Source organism: Nonomuraea sp. NPDC050643 (assembly GCF_040654715.1).
Classification (GTDB): Bacteria; Actinomycetota; Actinomycetes; order Streptosporangiales; family Streptosporangiaceae; genus Nonomuraea.
On record NZ_JBFAIM010000041.1, the window covers coordinates 57077 to 73383 of the forward strand.

Here is a 16307-nt window from a genome sequence, read left to right on the forward strand (position 1 = left end):
TTTCTTTTCGCATGCCCGATCATGCACGAAGGGATCTCTTCATGAACGTCACCAGCATTCCCGCCTCCCAGGAAGAAGCGGACTCAGTTCGTACGCAGATGGGCAAGGTGTTCTCCGAGCCGCCCGCGCTCGACGGAGACGCCGGCCTCGAACCGGTGTTGCCGGACACCGGGGGCGTCCCCGGCACCTGGGTCACCGCCGGGCACCTCTCCCTCGACGCGGGCGTCACCGTCTACGTGCACGGCGGCGGCTTCTCCTTCAGCAACCCGCCGATGGAACGCATCATGGCCCACCGCCTGTCCCAGGCCACCGGGCGGCCGGTGTTCGCCGTGGACTACCGCCTGGCGCCCGCCCACCCCTACCCGGCCGCGATCGAGGACGTGGTGGCCGTGTACCGGAGTCTGCTCCGGCAAGGGGTGCCGGCCGGGCGGATCCTGTTCGGTGGGGAGTCGGCCGGTGGCACGCTGATTCTGTCGGCGCTGCTGGTGCTCGCCGCGGCCGGCGATCCCATGCCCGCCGGTGCCATGGCGGTCTCGCCGGTCACCGACTTCGCCGCCGACCCGGGTACGGGCGGTGGGCGGGACTCGATCGATCCGTCCATCATGGGGTCGATCGGGACCCAGTACCTCGCCGGAGCGCGTCCTGACCAGGCGCCCCAATCGCCCATCTACGGCGATCTGGGCGGCCTGCCGCCGATCCTGCTTCCGGTGGGTGGTGACGAGGTGCTGCTTGGAGACGTGCGCCGGTTCGCCGAAGCCGCCTCGGCCGCGGGGACTTCGGTGGATCTCGACGTTTATGAGGGGATGCCGCATGCCTTTCACGCGGCGGTGTTGTTCGCCGAGGAGGATCACCTGCCCACGGCTACGACCTTTCTGAGGCGGCTCGGTAAGTGGGTCGCGGGCTGACACGTCGTGCACGAGGTGCCGTCCGCCGACCCGGGTACGGGCGTCGGGCGGCGCCGCTCAGGTCAGGGGGCGGCCAACCCACGGTGCACCCGCGCCTACGGGCCGGCGGATCAGGCCGGTGCGGTCCTGGTGTTGGCGGCTGGCGGTGGTGGTTCCGCTGGGGGTGCCGTCGATGGTTCGGCTGTGGAAGAGGGGTTTTCGGGTGATCGGCCGTGCTATCGCTCGCCTCCTTGGCCGGGAGCCGGAACATGCCAGGAAGTCCGGAGGTGGGACCGGTTGATCGGCCGCCGCGTCGGACATTAGCGTCGTTCAGCGCAACCCTGATCTCTCATCATTGTCAAAGGGGCAGTCATGTCCGTGACCGGCAACATCCGAAGAGGCTTGGCGGTGGCGTTAGCCGTCGTCCTGGCGCTGACCATGACGTCGCAGGCCGGCGCCGGTACGGTGACCGCCCAGCCCAAGCGGCCGAACATCATCTTCTTCCTCGTCGACGACATGTCAGCCGACCTGCTCCCCTATATGGACACGGTCAGCGCCCTGGCCAAGGACGGCACCACCTTCAGCGACTACTACGTCTCCAACTCGCTCTGCTGCCCCTCGCGGGCCTCCATGTTCACCGGCCAGTTCCCGCACAACACCGGCGTGGCCACGAACAAGGGCTCCGACGGCGGCGGCTACCAGGCGTTCCAGCCGCACGAGGGACGTACGTACGCCGTCTCCCTCGACCGGGCCGGCTACCGCACGGGCTACCTGGGCAAGTACATCAACGAATATCCGGTGGGCACCGACTACCAGGTGCCGGTCGGGTGGGACGAGTGGCACGTGGCGGCCGGGGGCGGATACAGCGAGTTCAAGTATCAGCTCACCCGCTACATCAAGGAGGAGGGCACGAAGCCGCTCGACCCCGGCGGCGGCACGTACCTGGTGGACGAGCTCGGGCGGCGGGCCGCGGACTTCATCGGGCGCTCCCGGCAGTACGCTCCCGGTCAGCCGTTCTTCCTTCAGGTCTCTCCGTTCGCGCCGCACGCGCGGGTGGGCGTGAAGCCGGGCGAGAAGGAGCCGCGGTTCCCGCCCGCACGCCGTGACCGGCCGAAGAACCAGTGGCCGGCCGGAGAGTTCCCGCACGGCGACTGCGGCGGGACCGACTGCACCACCATTGACGTGGCCAAGCTGCCCGCCTTCAACGAGGACACGGCCGACAAACCCTCCTGGGTACGCCGGGCGCCGATCGGTCCCGCGCTCGTCAAGGAGCTGCGCAAGGACTTCCGCGACCGGATCCGCATGGTGCAGTCGGTCGACGACATGGTCGAGCGGGTCATGGGCACGCTGACGGAGGAGGAACGGCGTAACACGTACGTGGTGTTCACCAGCGACAACGGCTTCCACCTCGGCCAGCACCGCCTCCTGCGCGGCAAGTCCACCGCCTACGACCACGACGTCCGCGTACCGCTGCTGGTCAAGCGCCCGGCGGCCGGGCGGCACGGTGACCTCGTCTCCGACGCCATCGCGCAGAACGTGGACCTGTTCGCGACGTTCCTCGACATGGCCGGCATCGAGCACCCGGCCCGCGACAAGCGCGACGGGCGCAGCCTGCTGCCGCTCATCGAGGGGCACAAGGTCCCGGACTGGCGGGACGCGGCGCTGATCGAGCACGTCAAGCCGGACCCCGCCGCGCCGGGCGCCCCCGACCCCGACGCCGACGACGTGCAGGCGGGCAACCCGGGGCCGCCCACCTACGCGGCCGTCCGGACGGCGGGCGAGCTGTACGTCGAGTATCAGGGCGATCCGAAGCCCGAGTACTACAACACGGTCAGCGACCCCGGCCAGGAGTCCAACGACCCCGGCAACGCCAGGACGGCGGAGCTGAAGTCGGTGCTCGAACGGCTGGCAGGTTGCGGCCGTCCGGGCGCGGTGGACTGCTGGAGCGCCGCCCGGCTCGACTGAAACCGCTACTGATCAGGGCATCAGGCCGCGGGCCTCGGCCAGCAGATCCACCTGAGCCCGCCAGTCACCCCCCGCGATCCCGATGACCGCGTGCCGGGCCCCGGCCTCCCGGTACGCGGTCAGCCGCTCCGCCGCCTCCTTCGGATGACCGGTGAGCGGGATCTCGAGGACGTCCTCCAGCGGCCGTCCGTAGGCCCCGCTGATGCCGGCGGCGATCTCCGAGCGCGACGGCAGGCCCGGCCCACCGCCCAGCGCGGCGGTGCCGCCGATCGCGATCACGTGCTCGGGCCGGCCCTGCCCGGCGAGCTCGGCCCGGCCGGCGGCCACCTCGGCGGGCGTGATCAGTGAGGGGAACCAGCCGTCGCCCAGCCGGGCGGCCCGCCTGATCGCCGCCGCCGAGGCGTTGCCCACCCACACCGGCGGCATCGCCACGGCCGGCGCCAGTTCCACCTCCCCGGACCCGTTCGGCAACGGGGTCCGCTCGCCCGCCAGGAGCCTGGGCAGCAGCTCCAGCGCGGTGTCCGTACGCCGGCCGCGCTCGCCGTACGGGACCCCGGCCGCCGCCCACTGCGCGGCCCCGCCCCCGGACCCCACCCCGAGCACGAGCCGCTCACCCGACACGTACTGCAACGTCGCCACCTGCTTGGCGGCCCACACGAGCGGCCGGATCGCCGGGACGAACACGCTCACGCCGATCCTGATCCGGCTGGTGGCCGCGGCGGCGACGGCCAGCGCGATCGGCGCGTCCAGCGTCGGCCCGCCGACGGCCAGGTGGTCGCCGTGCCAGATCCCGTCCAGCCCGGCCTCCTCGGCGTGCTCGGCGGCCTGCCCCAGCGTGAGGCCGTCCCGGCGCTGTACGGCGATCCCGGGCAGGATGACGCCGATCTCGAAGGTTCCCATGGCTCCACGGTGCAACCTCAAGGTTGGTTGATGTCAAGAAAACCCGTGGTGCGCGAGAGCCGGAGAGGACCACCATGTCCACGGTGACACGCGAACGGATGGCAACGCGGCGGTTCGCCGGCCGGGAGCAGTTGACCGGCCTGGTACGAGAGGTGTTCGGGGACAGGCGGGACATCGTCCACCTGGAGCGGCTCAGGGGAGGCAGCAAGAAGGGCGTCTACCGGCTCGAGTTCGACCGCGGGGCGAGCGTGGTCGTCTACTCGTGGGCCGACGACGAGAACTTCTGGGACGACCCCTCGCACAACTCCGGTCTGCGCCTCTTCCAAGCCGCCCACGAACAACTCCAGGAGATCGGCGTACGCGTCCCGCGCCTCTACCACGCCGACACGAGCGGCACCCACTACCCGGCCGACGTCGCGGTGATCGAGGACGTGCGGGGCGGGACGCTGGAGGCGCGGCTGGCCGAAGACCCCGAAGGCGGTCGCCGGGTGCTGGACCGGCTGGCGGCGGGCCTGGGGGCGATGGCGGGGTGCCGGTCCCGGAAACTCGGCGAGATAGCGGTGGCCGAAACCGGGCAGAGCGCCGTCGACGTCGTGCTCAGGCACGCGCTGAAGGACCTCGCCGAGGCCGCCTCCCGGGTCGAGCGGATAGCCCAGGTCAGGGAGGAGCTCGGCGAGCGCGTCCACGAGCTGTTCGCCGCGATAACCGAACGGGCGGATCACGCGCTCATCCACGGCGAGCTCGGCCCCGATCACGTGCTCGTGGACGAGCGCGACGAGCCGGTGCTCATCGACATCGAGGGCACGAGGTTCTTCGACGTCGAGTGGGAGCACGTCTTCCTGGGCATCCGCTTCGGCGCCGACTACGAGCACCTGCGCATCGACGGGCTCGACGAGCGGCGGCTGACGTTCTACCGGCTCGCCCACCATCTGTCGCTCGTCGCGGGGCCGCTGCGCCTGCTGGACGGGGACTTCCCCGATCGGGAGTTCATGACGGGGATCGCCAGGCACCATACGGAAGAAGCGCTTGCTTTCGTACGGCGGCGATGAGTTTCACCGGTGACGGAGGTCCCTACAGGTATGCGCAAACTCCTCTACTGCATGATGGTCACCCTCGACGGCTACGTGGAGTCCCCCAGCGGTGACATCGGCTGGTCAGGGCCCGACGACGAGGTGCACGCCTTCATCAACGACATGGCCCGCGACATCGGCGGCGCCCTGTACGGCCGGCACCTCTACGAGAACATGTCGGCCTACTGGCCCACGGCCGACGAACAGCCCGGCGCGTCGGCGATCGAGGTGGACTTCGCCCGGATCTGGCGGGAAACACCGAAATACGTCTTCTCCAAGACGCTCACCGAGGTCGGCTGGAACAGCACGCTCATGACCGGCGACCTCAAGGAGGAGGTCACCAGGCTCAAGGAGCAGGACGGCGGCATCCTCGAAGTGGGCGGGGCCACGCTGGCGCACAGCGTGGTGCGGCTCGGCCTGGTGGACGAGTTCCGGATCTTCATCCATCCGTTCGTGCTCGGCCGCGGCAAGCCGTTCTTCCCCGAGCTCGACTCCTCGTTCCGGACGGAGCTGCTGGAGAGCAGGGCGTTCGACTCGGGCATCGTCTATCTGCGGTACGAGGTCAAGCACGCCTGACGGGCGGCGTGATCCCCCGTATCGTGGAGGCCCGCACGTATTCGGAGGATTCACGACTCATGGATGGGTTTGATCGGGCCCTTGCGCGACCGGCCGGAATCGTCAACTCTTAGGAAGGTTTCCTATTAGTTAGGGAGTGGCCGGTGCGCGCAAGGCATGTGGTGGTGGTCGTGGGCCTCCTGCTGGCCACGGCCTGCGGTCAGGGCGCGAAGCAGGAGCCCCCGGTCAACGCCGAAGACGTGATGTTCGTGCAGATGATGGTGCAGCACCATCGGCAGGGCATCGAGATCGCCAAGGTGGGCACGTCCCAGGCCGCCGACTCCGAGGTCAAGACCCTGTCTGCGGCCATCGAGAGCACGCAGCAGGACGAGGTCGAGATGATGCTGCGCTGGCTGCACTCCTGGGACCAGCCGCTCACCGCCCCCACCGGCGCGCACGACCACCACGGCGGCCTGCCGGAGACCGACGCCAAACGCGTCCAGGAGCTGAAGCGGTCGAAGAACTTCGACTACGACCTGCTCAACCTGCTCATCGCGCACCAGGACGACGCCGTGCAGATGGCCGCCGCCGAGGTGTCGGGCGGGGCCAATCCGGCCGTGCAGCAGTGGGCGGCCCAGGTGCAGACCTCGCGCAGGGCCCAGATCGACATGATGATGGACCTCATCAAAAGGTGAGATCACGCCGCTCCCGCCCGTAGGGGGTTCCAGGGCGTCGCGACCCACGTCATCACTCGTCTCGTGCCGCGAAAACCGGTCTTCTCATAGACGCCAATGGCATTAAGTGATTAGATCACTTGATATGTCCGAGGTAACGCGGCCCACGCTGTCCGACGCTCTGACCGAGCGCATGCTGGAGCTCATCCGTACGGGGGGCCACCGGCCGGGCGACAGGCTGCCCTCGACCAGGGAGCTCTCCCAGCGTTTCGCCGTCACGACCCCGACGCTGCGCGAAGCGCTACGCAGGCTCGAGGCCACCGGGGCCATCGAGATGCGGCACGGCTCCGGCATCTACGTCGGCGCCGACATCGAGCGGCTGGTCCTGCCCAACCCGAACATGCGCGAGATGCACGGCGCCCAGCTCCTCGAACTGCTGGGCGCGCGCATCGTCATCGAGCCCCCGCTGGCCGCCATGGCCGCCGAGCACGCCGGCCGTGAAGAGCTGGCGGCGCTCAAGCGGGTGCTCGACGAGGCGGGCAGGCATCTGCGCGGCGAGGACGCCGAGCTGCACGACGCGAACATGTCCTTCCACCGGGCGACCGCCCGGATGGCGGGCAACAGCGTGCTGCACGAGGTCGTCGACTCGCTGCTCACCGTCCACGGTCCCGAGCAGCGCGAGATCCTGCAGATCTTCGACGACCGGCGCCGCGACTACGACGAGCACCTGGCGATCCTGGAGGCCATCGAAGCACGCGACGCGGCGCAGGCCGAGGAGCGGATGCGGGCCCACCTGGTGGACGTCAAGACGGTAATAGAGCACAGGTTGCAATCCCCCCGATGAGAACCAAGGAGGCCGGCCCATGTTCCGGTCACGTGTTGTCACGCTCGGCGTGGCGGCGCTCGTCCTGACCGCCTGCGGTGGCAATGGCGCCGAAACGCCGCAGAAGAAGACCGAGCTGACGCTTTACAACGACAAAGGCGCCTGGACCAAATATTTCGACGAGATGGGCGCCCTGTCCAAGCAGGGCATCGGCCTGGGCATGAAGCCGACGGGTTATACGGACTCGGCGCAGTATCAGGCGTTCATCAAGGCGTCGTTCCGCACGAACGTCAAGCCCGACCTGTTCACCTGGCAGACCGGGGGGATGCTGGCGGAGATCGTCAAGCAGAAGCAGGTGGCCGAGACCACGGCCATCTGGCAGGAGGCGATCAAGGCCGGTGACCTGTCGCAGGACCTGCTGCCCTACTACACGATCGGCGGCAAGCAGTACTGCGTGCCGATGAACGTCGCGTACTGGGGCATGTTCTACAACAAGAAGGTCTTCGACAAGTACGGGCTCAAGCCGCCGGAGACGTGGGAAGACCTCGTCTCGATCGCCGACACCCTGAAGAAGAACGGCGTCAAGGCCTTCTACCACACCAGCGTGCTGTTCTCCTTCGTCTGGTTCGAGCAGCTCATGGCCGGCATGGACCCCGACCTGTACGACCGCCTGTCCACCGGCAAGGCCAAGTACACCGACCCGGGTGTGGTCCAGGTGATGGAGAAGTGGAAGTCCCTCATCGACGCCGGATATTTCATTAATCCGGGTGACAAGACGGACCCGGGGGACGTGCTGAAGAACGGCAAGGCGGCCATGGTCTCCTTCGGCACCTGGTTCAACACCAGCATGACCACCCGCAGTATGAAGGCGGGCACCGACTACGACTTCTTCGTCATCCCCAACGTCAACGCCGCGCTCCCCAAGACCTCGATGATCTTCGAGAGCGGCCCGCTGTGCTCGCTCACCAAGGCGGCCGACCCCGACGCCAGCATGAAGTACCTCAAGTGGTGGACCACCTCGCAGGCCCAGGAGAAGTGGGCGACGAGCCGGGGCGACGTCAGCGCCAACCCCAAGGTCACGATCGACGACAAGGCCCTCGGCACCGTCACCAAGGACGCGGGCAGCGGCACGTACCGGCTGGTCAACCGCTACTTCGAGGCCACGCCGCCGCCCATCCTGACGGCCGCGCTCGACGGGTTCAGCAAGTTCGTCACCGAGCCGGACACCTACCAGGAGGTCCTGGAGACGATCCAGAAGGCGGCCGACGAGTACTGGAGTACGCATCAGTGACCCCGGCTCCGATACTCGGCCGGTTCCGGCACGGCTACGTGGCGCCCGCGGCCCTGCTGGTGGCCGGGCTGCTCTACGCGCCCTTCGTCTGGACGGCCTACCTCAGCCTCACGCGGTACGACGGCTTGGAGCCGCCGGCCTTCATCGGCCTGGCCAACTTCGCCAAGCTCTTCGACGACACGGCGCTGCTCACCTCCACTCGCAACACGCTCATCTGGGTGATCGGCACCATGGTGCTGCCGGTCGGGCTCGGGCTGCTGGTGGCGGTGCTGTCCTACGACCTCAAGGGCGGCGCGTGGTACCGCGTCCCGTTCATGCTGCCGTACGCGCTGAGCGGGGCCGGTCTGGCCATGGTGTGGAGCCCGATCCTGTCGCATGACGGGATCGCCAACCTGCTGCTCGGCGTGGACACCGCGTTCCTTCAGGAGGCGCCGGAGAACACGCTGGCGATGCTGGCCGTCTGGACGTGGCAGCAGCTCGGCGTGAACACGCTGCTGTTCGTGGTGGGGCTGCAGTCCATCCCCAAGGAGCCGATCGAGGCCGCGCGCCTCGACGGGGCCTCGGGATGGCGGCTGTTCCGGCACGTGATCTGGCCGTTGATGCGGCCGCTGACCGCGGTCGTGGTCGGGCTCGCCCTGGTGGCCAGCCTCAAGACGTTCGACATCGTGTGGGTGCTGACGCAGGGCGGCCCGGGGCGCAACTCCGAGACGCTGGCGGTGACCATGTACAAGGAGACGTTCGTGGCCAGCGACTACGGCTACGGCTCCACGGTCGCGGTGATGCTGACCGTGGTCACGGGGCTGGCCTCCTACCTCTACCTCAAGAGGCAGGTGACGGTCACGTGATCAGGCGCGCCGTGCTCATCGTGCTCGGGCTGATCTGGCTCGGGCCCACGTACCTGCTGCTCGTCAACGCCGCGCGGCCGGCCGACGCCTACGATCCGGGCCGCGCGTGGGTGCCGTCCGGGGACTTCGCGCTGCTGGAGAACTTCGGCCGCGCGCTGGAGAGCGCGAACCTCTCGCAGAGCCTGGCCAGCACCGCGCTGTACAGCATCGTGTCCCCGCTGCTCGGAGTGATCATCGGGGCGCTGGCCGGGTACACGATCGTGGTGCTGCGGCTGCGGCACGGCTTCTGGTGGTTCCTGCTGATCTTCGGCGGCACGATCTTCCCCTCGCAGATGCTGCTCGTGCCGCTGTTCGTGGGCTACAGCGACGCCGGCCTGTACGACAGCCGCCTCGGCATGATCCTCGTCTACACGGCGATCAACGTGCCGCTGGCCGCGTTCGTCCTGCGGAACTTCTACACCGGCGTGGCCTTCTCGGTCTTCGAGGCCGCGCGGATGGACGGCGCCTCCACCTGGCGCATCTTCTGGGGGATCTACCTGCCGATCTCCTTCAGCGCGCTGGCCGCCGTGTTCATCCTCGAGTTCACCTTCATCTGGAACGACCTCATCTTCGGCCTGACCCTGACCCAGACCGAGGAGGTACGGCCCGTGATGACCGCCATCGCGGGCCTGATGACCGACGTGTACGCCGGGACCCCGGTCCCCGTCGGCCTGGCCGCGGGCCTCGTGGTCTCGCTGCCGACCGTCGTGTTGTTCCTCGCCACCCAGCGCCTCTTCGCCAGGGGCCTGTCTCTAGGGAGTGTGTGATGACCAGCCGGTTGCTCCAGCGGAGCCTGGGAAGCCCCGATTACGACGGGATCAGGCAGGCGCTGCGCGACGACACCTCGACGCCTGTCATCCAGGCCCGCGGGCTCGAGGTGCGAGTCGCGGTGCTGCCGCTGTTCACCCACGACGGTCGCCAGGCGGTCAGGGTGTCGAGCACCGTGCCGCTGACGCACGTGCTCGTGGGCGTCGACAGCGCCTCCGGCACCGACGTGACGCTGCTGGTGCCCGAGGTGGACGCGCCGCGCGTGCTGACCCTGGAGTGCCGCGACGACGCCGGGGTGGTCGGCAGCGCGCCGGTCACGGTGACGCCGCAGCGCAAGTGGAGCGTGTTCGTGGTGCACCACTCGCACCTCGACATCGGCTACACCGACCCGCAGGGCACGGTGCTGCGCCACCACCTCGAATACCTCGACGCGGCGGTGCGGCTGGCGGAGGAGACCGCGTCCTGGCCGGACGACGCCAAGTTCCGGTGGACGGTCGAGTCCTCGATGCCGGCGCTGAAGTGGCTGGAGGCCCGGCCCAAGGAGATGGTCGAGTCGTTCGCCGCGCTGGCCAGGGCCGGCCTGATCGAGGTGACCGCGCTGCCGTTCCAGTTGCACACCGAGGCGTGCTCGACCGAGGAGCTGCACCGGCAGCTCCGCTTCACCCACCAGCTCGAGCAGCGCCACGGCTTCGCCACCAAGTCGGCCATGCACACCGACGTGCCGGGGGCGGTCGTCGGGCTCGTGGACGCGCTGAGCATGGCGGGCGTGCGCTACCTGGCCGCCGCCCACAACTGGGCGGGGCGGTCCGTGCCCTACCTGCACGGCGGTGACAAGCTGACCAGGCCGTTCCGGTGGCGGGCGCCGAGCGGCAACGAGATCATCGTGTGGTTCACCGACACGCCGCACGGGATGGCGTACATGGAGGGCAACACGGTCGGGCTGACCGACTCCTTCGAGCTGGCCGACGACCTGCTGCCGCGTTACCTGTCGGCGCTGGCCACGCGGGGTTACCCGTACGGGCCGGGGACGTTCGGCTGGCAGGGGCCTGACGCGCCGAAGGAGCCGTACGAGCTGGACGTGCTGCACCTGCGTGTCCAGGGCGCGCACGCCGACAACGCCGGGCCGTCGATCGTGCCGGCGTCGATCGCGCGCAAGTGGAACGAGCAGTGGGCCTATCCGCGCCTGCGCTCGGCCGTCAACAGCGACTTCTTCGAGCACGTCGAGGAGCGCTACCACGACCGGCTGGCCGTGCACGAGGGCGACTGGACGGACTGGTGGGCCGATGGGCTCGGCTCTGGCGCGCGCCCGCTCGGCTACGTCCGCAGGGCGCAGTCGGCGCTGCGGGTGGCCGAGACGCTGCACACGATCGCCGGCGTGGACGCCACCGCGCAGATCGACGCCGCCTACGACAAGGTCGCGCTGTTCAACGAGCACACCTGGGGCGCGGCCAACCCGTGGGAGGACGCCGAGGAGGCGGGCGACTCCGGCGGGCTGCAGTGGACCCGCAAGTCCTCCGGCGCGTACGACGCCCAGGACGACGCGTCCGACCTGCTGCACGCCGCCGTCCGCAGGTTCGGCGCGGCGCTGTCCGAGACCGGTACCGAGGGCGGCGCGCTGGCCTCCTTCGCCGTCTTCAACCCCGGCACGTGGACGCGGACGGACATCGTGCGCGCGTTCCTGCCGAGAGACGTGGTGGGCGCGGACGTGCCGATCGCGCTGGTGGACTCACGAACAGGGGAGACGCTGCCGCACCACGAGGAGTTCGTGGACCCGGTGGACTGGCCGACCCGGCCGATCGGGCGGCACATCCACGCGGTCGTGCCCGACGTCCCCGGGTTCGGCTACGTGCGGCTGGACGTGGTCCCCGGGCAGAGCCAGGCCCCCGAGCCCGTCGACCTCGACCTGGGCACGGTGATCGAGAACGAGTTCTACCGGGTCGCGTACGACGTCCGCGAGGGCTACATCAGCTCGATCTTCGACAAGCGCGCGGGCCGCGAGCTGGTCAACGGCGAGGCCGCCGCCGGGTTCGGCCAGTACGTCTACGACCAGTACGCCACCGCCCCGCACTTCAACCACCTGTCGGGCCACGTCGGGGCGCACGACCGCACGCTCCTCGGCGACCGCGCCATCGGCCGCCACGCCACCGTCACCAGGACCCAGCGCACGGCCGTGGGCGAGAAGCTGGTCGTGGAGCTGCAGGGCAAGGGCGTGGACTGGATCCGCACCACGATCGAGCTGCACAACGGCGTGCCCAGGGTGGACCTCACCTACCAGCTCGCCAAGCAGGGCACCCCGGCCAAGGAGGCCGTCTTCCTGGCCTTCCCGTTCGCCGCGAGCCAGGCCGTCGCCTGGGAGCTGACCGGCGGCGTGGGCGGCCCCGGCGTGCCGCGCGTGCCGGGCTCGGCCGAGTACATGCTGCCGATCAGGCACTGGATCGCCTTCGAGGACCCCGAGCTGACCATCGCCTGGGCCACGCTGGAGGCGCCGCTGGTGCAGCTCGGCACCATCCACATGCCGTACGCGCCCTTCCCCCCGACCCTTGAGCAGGAGGACGGCACGGTCTACTCGTGGGCGCTCAACAACATCTGGGACACCAACTTCCCCGCGCAGCAGCAGGGCGAGACCACGTTCCGCTACGCCGTCACCTCTGAACCCGGCGCCCAGGGCCGGCGGCTCGGCGCGTCCGTGGCCTCGGGCCTGACCGAGCAGTTCGTCGGCGCGCTGATCACCGACAGCCCGGACGTCACCGAGACGTACGTGTCCGTCGACCATCCCGACGTGCTCGTCACGTCGATCGGCCGGGCGGGCGACGAGCGGGTGGTGCGCCTGCAGTCGCTGGCCGCCGAGCCCGTCGAGGCGACGGTGACCCTGCCGGGGCTGCGGTCGGCGCGCGAGCTGGAGGTCGTGGACGGATCGGTCAAGGTGCGGCTGCCCGCCTGTGGCGTGGCCGTCGTTTGGGGGACGTGCTCGTGAAGATCGTTGACATCAGGGCCACGACGGTCGCGGTCCCGCTGGAGGCGCCGCTGCGGCACAGCAACGGCGCCCACTGGGGGCGGTTCGTCCGCACGATCGTCGAGGTCGAGGCCGACAACGGGCTGATCGGCCTGGGGGAGATGGGAGGAGGGGGCGAGAGCGCGGAAGCGGCGTTCCGGGCGCTGATGCCGTACCTGAAGGGGCACGATCCGTTCCAGCTTGAGGCGCTGCGCTTCAAGATCGCCAACCCGACGGCCTCGCTCTACAACAACCGCACGCAACTGCTGGCCGCGATCGAGTTCGCCTGCGTCGACCTCATCGGCCGGCACCTCGGGGTGCCCGCCAGCGACCTGCTCGGCGGGCGGATCCGCGACGCCGTGCCGTTCGCGTCGTACCTGTTCTTCCGGTACGCGGCCGAAGGCCACCCCGAGATCCGCACCCCTGAGCAGCTCGTCGCGCACACCGCGCGGCTCAAGGCGGAGCACGGGTTCACCGTGCACAAGCTCAAGGGCGGCGTGTTCCCGCCGGACCACGAGCTGGAGTGCTACCGCGCGCTGGCCGAGGCGTTCCCCGGCGACCGGCTCAGGTACGACCCGAACGCCGTCCTGTCGGTGGCCGAGGGGCTGCGCTTCGGCCGGGCCATCGAGGGGCTGAACAACGACTACCTGGAGGACCCCGTCTGGGGGCTCGAAGGGCTCCGGATCGTGCGCGAGCAGGTCAGGGTGCCGCTGGCCACCAACACGGTCGTGGTCAACTTCGAGCAGCTCGCCTCCAACGTGCTGCGCAGGGCGGCCGACGTGGTGCTGCTGGACACGACCTTCTGGGGCGGCATCAGGCCGTGCGTGAAGGCGGCGGGCGTGTGCGAGACGTTCCAGCTCGGGGTGGCCGTGCACTCGTCGGGTGAGCTGGGCATCCAGCTCGCGACCATGCTGCACCTCGGCGCCGTGCTGCCGAACCTCACCTACGCCGCCGACGCCCACTATCACCAGCTCAAGGACGACGTGATCGAGGGCGGCAAGATGGCGTACTCGGAGGGCGCCATCGCCGTCCCCTCCGGTCCCGGGCTGGGGGTGAACCTGGATCGCGAGCGGGTGGCCCGCTACGCCGAGCTCTACCGGGAGCTGGGCGGCTACCCCTACGACCGCGACCCGGGGCGGCCCGGCTGGTACGCCACGGTGCCCAACGAGCGCTTCGCGGACCCCACCGTGGAAATCACACCATAATTGGGCGATATGTCTGAAGAATCGAAGCCGGCCGCGCCTGCCGACAACCTCGTCACCACCTCCCACGCGCTGCCCTCGGGCCAGAGCTACACCGCCACCACCGGGACCATGGTGCTGCGCGAGGAGGTGTTCACGGACGGCACGTTCGACGGCTTCCGCCCGAAGGCCGAGATGTTCCTGACCTCGTACACGCTGGACGGGGCCGACCCGCTGACCAGGCCGGTCACGTTCGCGTTCAACGGGGGGCCCGGCTCGTCCAGCGTGTGGCTGCACCTGGGCGTGCTCGGGCCGCGCCGGGTCGTGATGGGGGACGCGGGAGCGCTCCTGCCTCCCCCGTACGGGCTGGCCGACAACGAGGAGAGCCTGCTCAAGGTGAGCGACCTGGTCTTCATCGACCCGGTCTCCACCGGCTTCTCACGGGCGGCCGAAGGGGAGAAGCCGGAGCCGTACCACGGGTTCACCGGTGACCTGGAGTCCGTCGGCGAGCTCATCAGGCTGTGGACGACGCGGAACGGGCGGTGGATGTCGCCGAAGTTCCTGGCGGGGGAGTCGTACGGCACGGTCAGGGCGGCCGGGCTGGCCGAGCACCTGCAGTCGCGCTACGGGATGTACCTCAACGGCGTGATGCTGATCTCCTCGGTGCTCGACTTCATCACCGGTGACTTCAACGAGGGCAACGACCTGGCCTACGCCCTCTACCTGCCGACCTACGCGGCCATCGCGCACTACCACGGCCTGCACGGCGACCGCCCGCTGGCGGAGGTGCTGCGCGAGGCCGAGGAGTACGCCGCCCGCGAATACCTGTGGGCCCTGGCGCGTGGGAACCGCCTCACCGCCGAGGAGCGCACGGCCGCGGTCACCAGGGTCGCCGCGCTGTCGGGGCTGAGCGAGGACTACGTCGACCGGGTGAACCTGCGCATCGAGCACATCAGGTTCTTCACCGAGGTGCTGCGCCCGCGCCGGCTGACCGTCGGGCGCCTCGACGGCCGCTTCACCGGCTGGGACCCCGACGCCGGGCGCGAGCACTTCTCCTCCGACCCCAGCATGGACGCGATCATGGGGCCGTACAGCGCCGCCCTCAACCACTACCTGCGCTCCGAGCTCGGCTACGCCAACGACCTGCCGTACGAGGTGCTCACCTCGCGGGTGCGGCCGTGGTCGTACAAGGAGTTCGAGGGCGCGCACATCCAGGTGGTGGACAAGCTGGGGACGGCCATGCGGGCCAACCCGCACCTGCGGGTGCACGTGGCCTGCGGTTACCACGACGGCGCGACCCCGTACTACGCGGCCGAGCACGCGCTCGCCCACCTGCCCGTGCCCGCCGAGCTGGCCGGCAACATCGAGTTCAAGTACTACGAGGCCGGCCACATGATGTACGTCCACGAGCCCACCAGGCTGAGCCAGTCAGCGGACCTGGCGGCCTTCGTGCTCGGCCAGCAGGCGTGAGGCCCGGTTCAGGCGCTGCCTGAGGTTGGCGCGGAACGCGGCGAAGCGGTCGGGGTTGTCGCGGATGACGGCCCGCTGCAACTCCACGTCGGCCGCGTACCAGGCGGCGACCAGGCCCGACGACCACTTGCACGCGGTGTCGGCCATCGCCGTCTGCTTCTCCTCCTCGGTCACGGCCGGCTTGTCCAGGTCCCAGCGGCCGTCGGCGATGGCGGCCTCGGGAGCCGGATAGGAGTGCCCGGCCTGGCTCATGCACGACTGCCAGCGCTTGATCGCCGCCGTCACCGACGGGTGCTTGGCGGCCTGCTCCAGCGTGAGCGAGTCCTGCAGCGACAGCCATGGCCAGTCCGCCTTGCGGGCGCCCTTGTCCAGGATGAGTGTCGCGCGGTCCAGGCAGCCGCGTTGGGCGGCGGTGCCGTACAGGCGGTGGCGGGCGGGTTTGGGTAGTTTGCCGGCCCAGGCGCCGGTCGTGTCGGGAGAGGGCGGCCTGGCCAGATGGTAGCCGTGGAGCTTGGCGGCCTCGGTGTCGGCGACGCCGTAGCGGCGGGTGTTGCCGGGGTCCACGGCGGCGATCGTGGCAGGGTCCTCGGCGGGCGGCTTGACGGTGATGCCCTGCTTGCGCATGCACCGCTCGACGAGGTGGTTGTGGGCGTTGCCCAGGACGGCCCGCTGCTTGGGAGTGGTCTTGTAGGCGTCGAACGGCAGCACCAGCTCCGGCACCGAGGTGACGCCCCTGGCGGGCGTCTGTGGCGCGGGCGCGTCGGCGCCGCAGGCCGCGGCGGTCGTGATCAGCAGCAGCGTGCTCACGAGGAGTCCGCGGCAGCCGGTTTCCGGCGGCCAAGCCCGGAAA

General features: G+C 69.8%; 14 protein-coding genes. 12 read left to right on the plus strand and 2 right to left on the minus strand.

Annotated elements, in window-relative coordinates:
• Positions 1 to 41: 41 nt before the first annotated feature.
• On the plus strand, positions 42 to 905 hold the full coding sequence (locus AB0I15_RS40550) for an alpha/beta hydrolase (RefSeq protein ID WP_358108233.1): 864 nt from the start codon (positions 42 to 44) through the stop codon (positions 903 to 905).
• A 387-nt stretch (positions 906 to 1292) separates the two neighbouring features.
• Positions 1293 to 2849, plus strand: a complete 1557-nt coding sequence (locus tag AB0I15_RS40555) for a sulfatase (protein WP_358108236.1) — start codon at positions 1293 to 1295, stop codon at positions 2847 to 2849.
• Between the two features lie 12 nt (positions 2850 to 2861).
• On the opposite strand, the gene AB0I15_RS40560 is transcribed toward AB0I15_RS40555, so the two are convergent.
• Positions 2862 to 3749 carry an LLM class flavin-dependent oxidoreductase gene (locus AB0I15_RS40560; protein ID WP_358108239.1) on the minus strand — a complete coding sequence of 296 codons (888 nt, stop codon included), beginning with the start codon at positions 3747 to 3749 and terminating at the stop codon, positions 2862 to 2864.
• An 83-nt stretch (positions 3750 to 3832) separates the two neighbouring features.
• Here AB0I15_RS40560 and AB0I15_RS40565 point away from each other — a divergent pair, with 83 nt between their 5' ends.
• The 10 genes from AB0I15_RS40565 (at position 3833) to AB0I15_RS40610 (ending at position 15457) form a co-directional block, all read left to right on the plus strand.
• Positions 3833 to 4798, plus strand: coding sequence for a phosphotransferase (locus tag AB0I15_RS40565; protein WP_358108242.1), 966 nt, complete (start codon positions 3833 to 3835; stop codon positions 4796 to 4798).
• 30 nt (positions 4799 to 4828) lie between these two features.
• Positions 4829 to 5395: a dihydrofolate reductase family protein gene (locus AB0I15_RS40570; RefSeq protein ID WP_358108245.1), complete on the plus strand. Its 567-nt coding sequence runs from the start codon at positions 4829 to 4831 to the stop codon at positions 5393 to 5395.
• A 143-nt stretch (positions 5396 to 5538) separates the two neighbouring features.
• On the plus strand, positions 5539 to 6069 hold the full coding sequence (locus AB0I15_RS40575; protein WP_358108248.1) for a DUF305 domain-containing protein: 531 nt from the start codon (positions 5539 to 5541) through the stop codon (positions 6067 to 6069).
• A gap of 124 nt (positions 6070 to 6193) precedes the next feature.
• Positions 6194 to 6892, plus strand: coding sequence for a FadR/GntR family transcriptional regulator (locus tag AB0I15_RS40580; RefSeq protein ID WP_358108251.1), 699 nt, complete (start codon positions 6194 to 6196; stop codon positions 6890 to 6892).
• A 19-nt stretch (positions 6893 to 6911) separates the two neighbouring features.
• The gene (locus AB0I15_RS40585) at positions 6912 to 8162 is read left to right on the plus strand and encodes an ABC transporter substrate-binding protein (RefSeq protein WP_358108254.1); all 1251 of its coding nucleotides are present in this window, start codon (positions 6912 to 6914) and stop codon (positions 8160 to 8162) included.
• Positions 8159 to 9007 carry a sugar ABC transporter permease gene (locus tag AB0I15_RS40590; protein WP_358108258.1) on the plus strand — a complete coding sequence of 283 codons (849 nt, stop codon included), beginning with the start codon at positions 8159 to 8161 and terminating at the stop codon, positions 9005 to 9007. Before AB0I15_RS40585 ends, AB0I15_RS40590 begins: the two co-directional genes overlap by 4 nt.
• Positions 9004 to 9813, plus strand: a complete 810-nt coding sequence (locus AB0I15_RS40595) for a carbohydrate ABC transporter permease (protein WP_358108261.1) — start codon at positions 9004 to 9006, stop codon at positions 9811 to 9813. Before AB0I15_RS40590 ends, AB0I15_RS40595 begins: the two co-directional genes overlap by 4 nt.
• On the plus strand, positions 9813 to 12788 hold the full coding sequence (locus AB0I15_RS40600) for a glycoside hydrolase family 38 C-terminal domain-containing protein (RefSeq protein WP_358108264.1): 2976 nt from the start codon (positions 9813 to 9815) through the stop codon (positions 12786 to 12788). Before AB0I15_RS40595 ends, AB0I15_RS40600 begins: the two co-directional genes overlap by 1 nt.
• Complete coding sequence (locus tag AB0I15_RS40605; protein ID WP_358108267.1) at positions 12785 to 14011, plus strand: enolase C-terminal domain-like protein; 1227 nt, start codon at positions 12785 to 12787, stop codon at positions 14009 to 14011. The genes AB0I15_RS40600 and AB0I15_RS40605 overlap by 4 nt, the downstream gene beginning before the upstream one ends.
• A 9-nt stretch (positions 14012 to 14020) precedes the next feature.
• Positions 14021 to 15457, plus strand: a complete 1437-nt coding sequence (locus AB0I15_RS40610) for a peptidase S10 (RefSeq protein ID WP_358108270.1) — start codon at positions 14021 to 14023, stop codon at positions 15455 to 15457.
• On the opposite strand, the gene AB0I15_RS40615 is transcribed toward AB0I15_RS40610, so the two are convergent.
• On the minus strand, positions 15416 to 16264 hold the full coding sequence (locus tag AB0I15_RS40615) for a hypothetical protein (protein ID WP_358108273.1): 849 nt from the start codon (positions 16262 to 16264) through the stop codon (positions 15416 to 15418). The two genes, AB0I15_RS40610 and AB0I15_RS40615, sit on opposite strands and share 42 nt — an antisense overlap.
• Positions 16265 to 16307: the final 43 nt, after the last annotated feature.

What these genes read in the sequence shown, in the direction of transcription:
- AB0I15_RS40550 (WP_358108233.1), top strand. Translation starts at nt 42, where the DNA reads ATGAACGTCACCAGCATTCCCGCCTCCCAGGAAGAAGCGGACTCAGTT.
- AB0I15_RS40560 (WP_358108239.1), bottom strand. Translation starts at nt 3,749, where the DNA reads ATGGGAACCTTCGAGATCGGCGTCATCCTGCCCGGGATCGCCGTACAG.
- AB0I15_RS40570 (WP_358108245.1), top strand. Translation starts at nt 4,829, where the DNA reads ATGCGCAAACTCCTCTACTGCATGATGGTCACCCTCGACGGCTACGTG.
- AB0I15_RS40580 (WP_358108251.1), top strand. Translation starts at nt 6,194, where the DNA reads ATGTCCGAGGTAACGCGGCCCACGCTGTCCGACGCTCTGACCGAGCGC.
- AB0I15_RS40585 (WP_358108254.1), top strand. Translation starts at nt 6,912, where the DNA reads ATGTTCCGGTCACGTGTTGTCACGCTCGGCGTGGCGGCGCTCGTCCTG.
- AB0I15_RS40600 (WP_358108264.1), top strand. Translation starts at nt 9,813, where the DNA reads ATGACCAGCCGGTTGCTCCAGCGGAGCCTGGGAAGCCCCGATTACGAC.
- AB0I15_RS40610 (WP_358108270.1), top strand. Translation starts at nt 14,021, where the DNA reads ATGTCTGAAGAATCGAAGCCGGCCGCGCCTGCCGACAACCTCGTCACC.